Consider the following 10,472-nt stretch of genomic DNA (forward strand, 5'->3'; position numbering starts at 1 on the left):
GCGCGCCGGACCGGGCCGACCGGAAGACGCCGATGCGGGCCGACCCTTGACAGCCCCGGATGGTAGCGGCGCAGGGTTGGTGAGCGGGCCTGTTGAAGGAGCTGTATCATCAAGTGCCGGCCGTCGGCTGCGTTTCGGGCACTCATGAGCCGCCAGGGCGGGCGCGGGAGTGAGAAGCGGTCTCGTTCCAGGCGGTGCCGGTAGTGGTGTCCGTGGGAGAATGCGAACGCTCGTACGTGACGACGGAAGTCCCTGCTGCTCTCAGCAAGCCGCTGACGCGTCCCGGCCCGGCCGCCCCGCAAGGACGGCGGCCGGGCCAGGGCACCGGGCTCGTCGCCTGGCCACCCGCACCTCGCGCCAGGCGCCGAGCCGCCCCCGCAGACCTGCGGACCCGGGCTACCGGAGCCGCTCTCCTCCCAAGAGGAGTTCTCGTGCGCGATCATCCTGTCCGCGGCGGCCGGCCGTGTTCACGGCCCCGTCCAAGCGCCCGCCGCGCCCTTGTGCTGCCGGGTGCGCTGCTGCTCACTCTGGCCGGTCTGCTGGCCGTCGCCGCACCGGCCCACGCCGACGAGTTCGTGCGGATCACCGACTCGGCCGACCCCGTACCGGCAGACACCAGCTACAGCTACGCCATCACGCACACCGGCTTGTACAGCATCAACGACGCCTACGTGGGCCTGACCGGTGCCGCTGCGACCATCACCGGCGTCACCAGTTCCCGGGCCGGCATGCGCTGCACCGTGACCAGCCGTACTAGCGTGCACTGCAACGGCGGGCTCGGCGTTGACGACGGCACGATCACGGTGACGGTGCTGCCCACCGCCGCCGGAGTCGTCACCGTCAGCGCGGTCGTCATCGACTGCTGCTTCATCGGCGACGACACCGAAGACACCACGGTCCTGCGCAACTGAAACGGCGGGAACGACCGGGCTGACGTCGTGTCACATCTGGTACGGATCGGTGAGGCCGGACACCGGAACGCGCGGGAGGTTCGTCAGGACGAACAGGGCGTGCAGGAGCCCCCGGCGACGGTCGCCCGGCTCGTACGTGAGTCCCACAACCTGGCTCGCGGGTGAGGTGTCCGGGACGCCGAGTCCGTGCAGCTCAGGTCGCTCCTCTTCGGTCGGGCCGGATTCCGGCCGGGCCGGCCCGTAGTGCGGCGGCACTAGAACAGGTGAGCGGCTGGTCCGGTGGCACCAGGGCAGGTCGGCTGCGGGGGACGATGCCCGCCCAGGGCGCCGGGAGGAAGTGTGGGAGGCGCGCGGGATCTCGCGCATTCCTCATGTCCTGTGGTGTCTGGAGTGATCAGCAGGTGGCGACTCTTCTTTACCGGGCCGGACGGTGGGCCTTCCGGCGGCGCCGGCTCGTGGGCGGTCTGTGGCTGGGTGTCCTGCTACTGGCCATCGCGGCCGCCGCCATGGCACCGGCCGGGGAGGAGGAGGATCTCTCCATGCCCGGCACCGAGTCCCAGCAGGCGTTCGACCTGCTGGACGAGCGCTTCCCGCAGGGCAACTCCCAGGGGGCCGAGGCCCGCTTGGTGTTCCAGGCCCCGGACGGGCAGCGGGTGACGGCCAAGGAGAACAGGGCGGCCGTCGAGGAGACGATCGGCTCGCTGGACGGGGGCGGCCAGGTCGCGTCGGCCACCAACCCCTATGAGACCGGTGCCGTCAGCGAGGACGGCACCATCGCCTACTCCACGGTCACCTACACCGCGGACGTCGTCGACCTGACCGAGGCGACGAAGAGCGCCCTCGAGGACGCCGCGGACCAGGCCCGGACCACGGGGCTGACCGTCGAGATCGGCGGCTCGGCCCTGGACGCGGAAGAGGCGCCGGGCGGTACGACGGAGATCATCGGCATCGCGGTGGCCGCGGTGGTGCTGGTCCTGGCCCTGGGGTCGCTGGTCGCGGCCGGACTGTCGCTGCTGACCGCCTTCATGGGGGTCGGCATCGCCTTCGGCCTGGTCTCCGCCCTGGCCGTTCCGCTGGGTCTGACCTCCACCGTCGCCATTCTGGCGCTGATGCTGGGGCTGGCGGTCGGCATCGACTACGCCCTCTTCATCACCTCCCGCTACCGGGACGAGCGCGCCGAGGGCCGCGAACCGGAGGAGGCCGCCGGCCGGGCGGTGGGAACGGCCGGGTCCGCCGTCGTCTTCGCCGGCGCGACCGTCTTCATCGCCCTCGTCGGTCTGGGGGTCGTCGGAATCCCCGAACTCACCAAGATGGGCATGGGCGGCGCGGGCGCCGTGGCCCTCGCCGTACTCGTCGCCCTCACGCTGGTCCCCGCCCTGTTCGGCTTCTTCGGCCGGCGGGTCCTGCCCCGCGCCGTCCGCAAGGCCGGCCGGCCGGGAAGCGGGCACGCCCGCGCGGCGGCCACCGCGGCCGGCCGGCCAGGGCTCGGCACCCGCTGGGCGGGGTTCGTGCTGCGCCGGCCGGCCGCCGTGCTGCTGGTCGCCGGCCTCGGCCTCGGAGCCGTGGCCGTACCGGCGCTGAGCCTCGAACTCGGGCTGCCCGGCGACGAGTCCAAGTCGGTGGAGACCACCCAGCGCCGCGCCTACGACCTGCTGTCGGACGGCTTCGGCCCCGGGTTCAACGGCCCGCTGACCGTGGTGGTGGACCTGTCGGAGTCCACCGACACCCGGGCCGCCGCGGACCTGGTCGTCAAGACCGTGGAGAGCGTGGACGGGGTGGCGTCGGTCGGTGATCCGCTGCTCAGCGAGAGCGGGGACACGGCCGTCCTCACCGCCGTCCCGGAGACCGCGCCGAACAGCGGCGAGACCAAGGACCTGGTGCACGCGCTGCGCGGCACGGCCTCGGGCATCGAGGCCGAAACGGGTGCCGGCGTCCTGGTGACCGGTATGACCGCGATGAACATCGACATCTCCGAGGCGATGTCCGACGCCCTCATCCCCTATCTGATCGTGGTCATCGGCCTGGCGGTGCTCCTGCTGATGGTGGTCTTCCGCTCGATCCTGGTCCCGGTCAAGGCCGCACTGGGCTTCCTGCTGTCGGTGGGCGCCGCCTTCGGTGTCCTCGTCGCCGTCTTCCAGTGGGGCTGGGCGGCGGATCTGCTCGGTATCGAGCAGACCGGACCGGTCATGTCGCTGATGCCGATTCTCATCATCGGCATCGTCTTCGGCCTCGCCATGGACTACGAGGTCTTCCTCCTGAGCCGGATGCGGGAGTCCTACGTCCACGGCGCGTCCCCCGGTGAGGCGATCGTCAGCGGTTTCCGGCGCAGCGGCCGGGTGGTGGCCGCGGCGGCGATCATCATGATCAGCGTGTTCGCCGGATTCGTCGGGATGAGCAACCCGACCGTCCAGACGATGGGCGTCGGCCTGGCCGCCGCCGTCGCCTTCGACGCCTTCGTGGTCCGGATGGCGATCGTGCCCGCGGTCCTGGCACTGCTCGGCCACCGGGCCTGGTGGCTGCCCCGTATCCTGAACCGCGTGCTGCCGAATGTGGACATCGAGGGTGAGGCACTGAACAAGGCCGTCCCGGCCTCCCCGACCGTGCCGGACACGACCGTGCCGGACCCGGCTCCCGGCGGCGGGCGCGTGCGGCGGCTCCCCGTCGGCCGTGAGTGAGCGGGCCGTGAAACCGGGGGGCGGTGCTCCGCGACCACGCGCCGCGTGGTCGCGGGAGGCGGCGATCACGGCGACGGCGTTCGCGCTCTGCCTGTTCGGCGGGGCGGTGCGGCTCGACGACACCCTGTCGGCGCCGCCCGCCGTCGCCTACGCCATCGCCGTGGCGTCCTGTGCCGTGCTGCCGCTGCGGCACCGGGCGCCCCTGGCCACCCTCGCGGCCACGACCGCGGTCGGCGTGCTGGCGCCGCTCCTGGGCCTCCTGCTCACCCCGCTCGTCGTGGCCCCCGCCCTGATCACCTCCTACTCCTACTCGCTCGCCGCGCGGACCGAACGCCGCGCGGCGGGCGCGGTGGTGCTGGTGTCCGTGGCACTGGCCGTCTCCACCTCCCTGTCCGGGGACTTCTCGTGGAAGGACGCCAGCAGGATGGGGGTGATGGCGTTGCTTCCGCCGGTGGCCGGCGTGCTCGGTTACTCGGTGCAGAACCGACGGGCCTACCTGGCGGCCGTGGAGGAGCGGGCCCGGCGGGCCGAGCAGAGCAGGGACAGCGAGGCGCGCCGGAGAGTCGCCGAGGAACGGGTGCGCATCGCCCGGGAACTGCACGATCTCGTGGCCCATCAGATCACCCTGGCCAACGCGCAGGCCACGGTCGCCGCCCACCTCTTCGGCACCCGCCCGGAGCAGACCCGCAAGAGCCTCGGGGAGCTTGTCGAGACCACCTCCGACGCGCTCGACGCCCTGCGGGCGACGGTCGGTCTGCTGCGTCAGACCGGGGACGCGGCAGCGCCCGCCGAGCCGGCGCCCGCGCTGTCCCGGCTCCCCACGCTTCTCGCGTCCTTCCGACGCGCGGGTCTGGAGGTGTCGGTCCACGAGGAGGGCACGGCCAGGCCACTGGCGCCGGGAGTGGACCTCACCGCCTACCGCATCGTCCAGGAGGCCCTGACCAACGTGACGAAACACGCCGGCACCGGTAACGCCCGGGTGTGCCTCGTCTGGAACCGCGATCACGTGACCCTCACCGTCGCCGACGACGGGGAGGGCTCCCGTACGACGCCGACCGCCTCCCCTCGGCCCCGTGCGTTCACGGCGCCGGACCGGCCGCCCGGCTACGGTCTGATCGGCATGCGTGAACGTGCCACCGCGGTCGGCGGGCTCCTCTCCGCGGGCCGGCGTCCGGAGGGCGGTTTCCTCGTCTCCGTCCAGCTGCCCCTGCCACCCGCCAAGGACCACGACGCGGGGAACCGGCGACGGGGGGCGACCACCGAGGGGCGGACGATTCACGGAGTGACGGAGTGACGGAGTGACAGACGGACGGACGAACGGACCACAGCGAGGTCGGGGACACACCATGACGTACCGGGTGCTGCTCGCCGACGACCAGGCCCTGTTGCGCGGCGCCTTCCGCATGCTCCTCGACAGCGCCGACGACATCAGCGTGGTCGGCGAGGCCGCCGATGGCAGGGAGGCGGTGAGACTCGCCCGGGAACTGCGCCCGGACGTGGTGGTCATGGACATCCGTATGCCCAAGGTGGACGGGCTCACCGCCACGGCGCAGATCTGCGCGGATCCGGAACTGCGGGCCACCCGCATCCTGATTCTCACCACGTACGAGACCGACGAGTACGTCGCTCAGGCGCTGCGCGCGGGGGCCGGCGGCTTCATCGGCAAGGGCATCGGCGCCGAGGAACTGCTGGACGCCGTACGTACGATCGCCGACGGCGACACCCTTCTGTCTCCCACCGCCACCCGCTCCCTGGTGGCCCGTTTCCTGGCCACACCTGAGGCGGTCCCGCCGCACCACTCCGAACAACTCGCCGCGCTCACCCCGCGCGAACGCGAGATGGTGGCCGCGGTCGCGACCGGCCTGTCCAACCAGGAGATCGCCGAGCGGATGTTCCTCAGCCCCTTCACCGTCCGCGCCCACGTACAGCGCGCCATGACGAAGCTGGAGGCCCGTGATCGGGCGCAACTCGTCGTCATCGCCTACCGGACGGGCCTGGCCCACGCCGCCCCCGACGGCGGTGCGGACCACCTGCCGTAGGCCGGGCAGGGCCGGTACCGGAGCCCCCTGCTCGGCGCCCCTGTGCGGCCGTCCGCCCCCGCCCGCTGGCGTCCGGTGCGAGCACGCGGGCGTCGCGCGGAACGCGGCGACGGCCCCGCGGACCGCGCGGTCCCGCATCAGGTCACGGCATCCGGGGGAACGGGGGCAGCGTCAGGGCCGAGTGGGCCGGTCGTGCCGTCGCGGAGGGCAGGGTGACCAGGCCACGCAGTCGTGCATTGCGTTGCTCCAGGGCCCTCGCCGTGGTGGGGAAGAGGGTGGCCGCACCGTGGTCGACCAGTGCCTGGTTCATGGCGACGAACGCGCGGATGTCGCGCTCGTAGGCGGCGAAGGCCGCCGTGTGGTTGCGGTTCGCGGCCAGGGCGCCGGCCAGCATGTAGGCACCGACCAGCGCGAGGCTCGAACCCTGCCCGGTCAGGAACGAGGGTGCGTAGGCGGCGTCGCCGACGAGCGCGACACGGCCGCTGGACCAGTGAGGCATGCGGATCTGACCCACCGTGTCGAAGAACAGGTCGTCCGCGTCCCGCATGGCGCCGACCATCTGGGGGATCTCCCACCCCGCGCCCGCGAAGACCCCGGCGACCAGGTCGCGCTGGACGTCGGGGTCCCGGAGGGCCGCGCCGGCCGGCGGCTGCGGCCGGTGGAAGGTCAGGAAGGCGTGCAGCTCGTCGTGGTCCCCGGCGGCGTAGAGGGCCCCGGCCTTCCCCGGGGTGTTCCACAGCACGACCTCCCGGGAGAGACCGAAGGTGTTCGGCAGGGTGAAGATGGCGAAGCAGTACCCGAGGTAGCGGTGGAACTGCTCTTCGGGGCCGAACAGAGCCTTGCGGGTGGCCGAGTGCATACCGTCGGCGCCGATCACCAGGTCGAACGTGCGCCGCCGCCCGCTGCGGAAGGCGACGCCGATCCCCTGCCCGGACTGGTCGAGGGTGTCGATGGAGTCGCCGAACAGGAACTCCACGTCGTCGCGGACCATCGCGTAGAGGATCTCGGCCAGGTCCCCGCGACGCACCTCGAGGTCCTGGCCCTCGACGCCGCCCGCCACGGCACCCGGGGGGAGTGAGGCCACCTCACCCCCGTCGGCGTCGAGGAAGGTAAGGCGACGCGAGTCGACGTGCGCGTCCCGCAGCCGGGGCAGGATGCCCATCCGCCGGACCACCTCCAGCGCGGTCCCGCGGATGTCGATCGGGTACCCACCGCCACGCGGTGCGCCCGCCTTCTCCACCATGGTGACCGCCCATCCGGACCGGTGCAGCCAGTACGCCAGCGCGGGTCCGGCGATGCCGGCCCCGGAGACCAGGACCGTGCGCTGCAGACCATGAGGTGTCATGCCCGGACTCCCTTTTCCTTCGTACGGACGAAGAGCAGTGACAACGCGGCGACGAGGCCGGAGACGACGAACCCCACGACGAAGGCCGATTCGGTCGGCAGGCCCGTCACCGGCTCGCTCCCGGCGTCGAGGACCGCGCCGGCCACCTGGGCGCCCAGCGCGACACCGATCACGCGGGTGACCACGAGCAGACTGGTGGCGATGCCGATGTCCTCGGTCTCGATGGCGGTGGCGGTACCGGCGAGCAGCGCCGTGGTGCCCAGTCCCGCGGCGGACGCGGTCAGCACCTTCGCGAGGACGAGCTGCCATGGCGCGGTGTGCAGCGACGCCAGGGCGGTCGTCGTGGCCGCCGCGACGACGGCGCCCACGACGACCACGGCACGCGGGCCGAAACGCCGCGCCACGATTCCGCCGGCCGAATCGCTCAGCACCCCGGCGACGGCTCCGGGCAGCAGGAACAGTCCGATGTCGGTGGTACTGGCTCCGAAGCCGTACCCGTCGGCCGGTGCCGCGAACATCTGCGGGAGGAGAAGGAGCACCATCCCGGAACTGGCGCTGATGACGAACGTCAGCGCGCAGGCCCTCCAGACCGCGGACTGCGCCAGCATGCGCAGGTCGACCATCGGCGAGGCCGCCCGGCGCTCGACGACGACCCACCCGGTCGCGAGGGCGGCCACGACCAGCGCGACGGCACCGACCGCGAGCGGCGGCACACCGCCGTCCCTCGTCACCGTCACGAGCCCGAGCATGAAGACGAGTAGCGTGCCGCTCAGCAGGACCGTGCCGGGCCAGTCGATCCCGTGGTCCGACCGGACCGGCGGATCATGCGGCACCAGCCGGGCCACGGCCGACGTCGCCACGATGATCGCGATCGTCGGCAGCCCGAACATCCACTGCCAGGACAGTCCTTCGGCGATCGGCCCGGCGAACAGCATCCCCACCATGCTGCCGCCCGTGAACAGCGCGACGACCAGCCCGATCACCGCCTGTGACTCTCCTGCCGTGAGGTGCTTGCGCACCAGGATGAAGGAGAGGGGCAGCGCACCCACCATGACGCCCTGCAGCACCTGACCGAACAACAGCACCGGCAGGCTCGGCGCCACAGAGGCCATTAGACCGCCCACCGAGACCACGGCCATCAGCCGGACCAGCACCCGCTTCCCGCCGTAGCGGTCGCCGAGCTTGCCGGCGACGGGGGTGACGACCGCGCCGGTGACGAGGAGCGCGTTGCCGATCAGCGCCCCTTCGGCGGCGCTGACGCCCAGCTCACGCTGCAGCAGCGGCAGTGCGGGCTCCACCACCGACTGCAGGGTGCCGAGGGCGAGTGCCAGGATGCCGAGGGCACCGGTCGCCGGCCACCCGATACGGACCGGGGATACCGCGACCTCGGGTACGGACGTCGTGTTCACGGGCGCCCGCCCCACAGGTCGAGCACCCTCTGCGGGCAATAGCCGGATAAGGAGACCCATGAACCGCCTACGAGTGGGCGCCGCCGGAAGACCCACCGTCCGGCCGGGTAGTAAGAATTGGCCACCTGCTGATCACTCCAGACACCACAGGACATGAGGAATGCGCGAGATCCCGCGCGCCTCCCACACTTCCCTCCGGCGCCCTGGGCGGGCATCGTCCCCCGCAGCCGACCTGCCCTGGTGCCCCCGGACCAGCCGCTCACCTGTTCTGGTGCCGCCGCACTACGTGCCGACCCGGCCGAGGCCAGGACCGGCGTCATCACCCGGGCGATCCCGGAGTGAACCGCCCCGGGTTCGGTAGAGACCTCAGATTGTGGTTTTGACCTGGGGTTTTGCGAGTTTCGTGTAGTAGTTGGCCTCGTACTCGACGGGTGGGACGTGGCCTATCTGACCGTGGAGTCGTCGGTGGCAGTACCAGTCGACCCACTCGGCGGTGGCCAGCTCAACCTGGGAGAGGGTCTTCCAGGGCCGCTGCGGCTTGATCAACTCGGTCTTGAACAAGCCGATCGTGCTCTCCATCAGGGCGTTGTCGTATGCATCGCCGACAGAGCCGATCGAGGCCGCGATGCCGGCCGTGTCCAGGTGTTCGGCCGGCTTGAAACTGGTGCACTGACCAAATTCAACCGGTCGTTGCAACACCGGCCTGTTGGAGCAACAGTAGCTGCTCGTTGAACACCTCGGCCGGTGTCCTCCAGCCGAGCGTCTTGCGGGGACGGGAGTTGAGGGCATGGGCGACGGCCTCGATCTCCTCGGCGGACCACCTCGAGAGATCGGTGCCCTTTGGGAAGTACTGTCGCAGGAGTCCGTTGGTGTTCTCGTTCGTGCCGCGTTGCCATGGGCTGTGAGGATCGGCGAAGAACACGGGAATGCCGGTCTCGACTTTGAATTTCGCGTGTGCCGACATCTCCTTTCCTCGATCCCATGTCAGCGACCGTGCCAGCTGCTCGGGCAGTGTCGACATCGTATTGGCGAGTGCGTTCTTCATCGTGGTCGCCCCGTAACCGGCCAGCGCAGGACCATTCTTGACCGTGTGTTTGTGCCGATAGCCTTCCTCGCGCGGCAGGTGAATCAGCATCGTGAATCGAGTTGACCGCTCGACGACCGTGCCGATCGCGGAACGCTCCAGCCCGATGATCAGGTCCCCTTCCCAGTGGCCGGGAACGGCACGGTCCTCGGCCTCGGCAGGCCGTTCGCTGATCAACGCTTCGGGTGTCACGTGTGCCCAGGTCTTGCGACGTGAACGAGCACGCGGGGCGCGCAGCGCGCGGCCTGTGCGAAGGCACAAGATCAGCTCACGCTTGAGCGCCCCGCGGCCCTGGATGTAGAGCGCCTGGTAGATCGCCTCGTGGCTGATGCGCATGGACTCATCATCCGGGAAATCACGCTTGATCCGGTTCGCGATCTGCTCCGGACTCCATGCCTGCACCCACGCGCGGTCCTTGCGGTGCGGCTTGTTCCGTCCCGTCCACTCACCCGTCGCCGGCCCTGCGATCGCCTTGCCACCGGGCGTGCTGATCTGTCCGGACAGTCGCTCCTGGACGTACGCGTGCAACCGAGGATTGGCGACCAGCTTTGCCGTTTTCGGGCGGCGCGCGGCCATATCCGACTTCCACTGTGCAACCGATGCCCGGTAGTCGAGCTTCCCACTCCTGGTGGCCGCGTTGCGCCGCAGCTCACGGGAAATCGTCCCCGGATCACGGCCGACTTCCCGAGCGATTTCACGTACGCCCTTGCCCTGGGCTTTCAGGAGCGCGATCTCCTCCCGCTCACGAAACGACAGATACCTGCCCGAATGCGGCTTCGGATCGAACGGTCGCATGCCGCCACACTGGCGGAACCAGCGCGTGGCCACCGCCGGCGCCACGCCGATAACCCCGGCCGCCTCCTCGGCGAGAAGACCCTTGGCGATCTCGTCCCAGAAAGCCGCTTCCACGTGACGCTGGTACTTCGGATGCCCCGGGGACCTCAACTTCGGCCGCACCGCCCGATCGGCTGCCTGCTGACGACGAACCATCCAACACCTCGCTGGTCAC

At 70.9% G+C, this 10,472-nt stretch carries 9 protein-coding genes; 4 read left to right on the forward strand and 5 right to left on the reverse strand.

All coding sequences use genetic code 11. The features are described 5' to 3' along the window. Nucleotides 1–500 precede the first annotated feature (500 nt). The gene (locus tag ACVV2G_RS30965) at nt 501–911 is read left to right on the forward strand and encodes a hypothetical protein (protein WP_453846105.1); all 411 of its coding nucleotides are present in this window, start codon (nt 501–503) and stop codon (nt 909–911) included. A 30-nt stretch (nt 912–941) separates the two neighbouring features. Here the strand turns inward: ACVV2G_RS30965 and ACVV2G_RS30970 are convergent, their stop codons facing one another. Beyond that, on the reverse strand, nt 942–1,166 hold the full coding sequence (locus ACVV2G_RS30970) for a hypothetical protein (protein WP_453846106.1): 225 nt from the start codon (nt 1,164–1,166) through the stop codon (nt 942–944). A 146-nt stretch (nt 1,167–1,312) separates the two neighbouring features. On the opposite strand from ACVV2G_RS30970, the gene ACVV2G_RS30975 reads away from it, so the two are divergent. Genes ACVV2G_RS30975 through ACVV2G_RS30985 form a run of 3 tightly spaced genes read left to right on the forward strand, consistent with a single transcriptional unit; the run spans nt 1,313 to nt 5,625 of the window. Beyond that, nucleotides 1,313–3,586, forward strand: a complete 2,274-nt coding sequence (locus tag ACVV2G_RS30975; protein WP_453846107.1) for an MMPL family transporter — start codon at nt 1,313–1,315, stop codon at nt 3,584–3,586. 7 nt (nt 3,587–3,593) lie between these two features. Further along, entirely contained in the window at nt 3,594–4,880 is a 1,287-nt protein-coding gene (locus ACVV2G_RS30980; protein WP_453846108.1) for a sensor histidine kinase, read from the forward strand. Between the two features lie 52 nt (nt 4,881–4,932). Then, entirely contained in the window at nt 4,933–5,625 is a 693-nt protein-coding gene (locus tag ACVV2G_RS30985) for a response regulator transcription factor (protein WP_453846109.1), read from the forward strand. 142 nt (nt 5,626–5,767) lie between these two features. Here the strand turns inward: ACVV2G_RS30985 and ACVV2G_RS30990 are convergent, their stop codons facing one another. The 4 genes from ACVV2G_RS30990 to ACVV2G_RS31005 all read right to left on the reverse strand — a co-directional run bounded on the left by ACVV2G_RS30990 (nt 5,768) and on the right by ACVV2G_RS31005 (nt 10,453). Next, the gene (locus tag ACVV2G_RS30990; RefSeq protein ID WP_453846110.1) at nt 5,768–6,970 is read right to left on the reverse strand and encodes an FAD-dependent monooxygenase; all 1,203 of its coding nucleotides are present in this window, start codon (nt 6,968–6,970) and stop codon (nt 5,768–5,770) included. Next, entirely contained in the window at nt 6,967–8,379 is a 1,413-nt protein-coding gene (locus ACVV2G_RS30995; RefSeq protein WP_453846111.1) for an MFS transporter, read from the reverse strand. The genes ACVV2G_RS30990 and ACVV2G_RS30995 overlap by 4 nt, the downstream gene beginning before the upstream one ends. 366 nt (nt 8,380–8,745) lie before the next feature. Further along, a complete protein-coding gene (locus tag ACVV2G_RS31000) occupies nt 8,746–9,078 on the reverse strand; it encodes an integrase core domain-containing protein (protein WP_453846112.1) in 333 nt (110 codons plus the stop codon). After that, complete coding sequence (locus tag ACVV2G_RS31005; RefSeq protein WP_453846113.1) at nt 9,059–10,453, reverse strand: IS30 family transposase; 1,395 nt, start codon at nt 10,451–10,453, stop codon at nt 9,059–9,061. The genes ACVV2G_RS31000 and ACVV2G_RS31005 overlap by 20 nt, the downstream gene beginning before the upstream one ends. Between the last annotated feature and the right edge of the window lie 19 nt (nt 10,454–10,472).

It is taken from the genome of Streptomyces sp. JK94, from assembly GCF_053613315.1.

Coding starts and splice junctions, on each gene's coding strand:
- ACVV2G_RS30985 (WP_453846109.1), top strand. CDS start 4,933: ATGACGTACCGGGTGCTGCTCGCCGACGACCAGGCCCTGTTGCGCGGC.
- ACVV2G_RS31005 (WP_453846113.1), bottom strand. CDS start 10,453: ATGGTTCGTCGTCAGCAGGCAGCCGATCGGGCGGTGCGGCCGAAGTTG.
- ACVV2G_RS30990 (WP_453846110.1), bottom strand. CDS start 6,970: ATGACACCTCATGGTCTGCAGCGCACGGTCCTGGTCTCCGGGGCCGGC.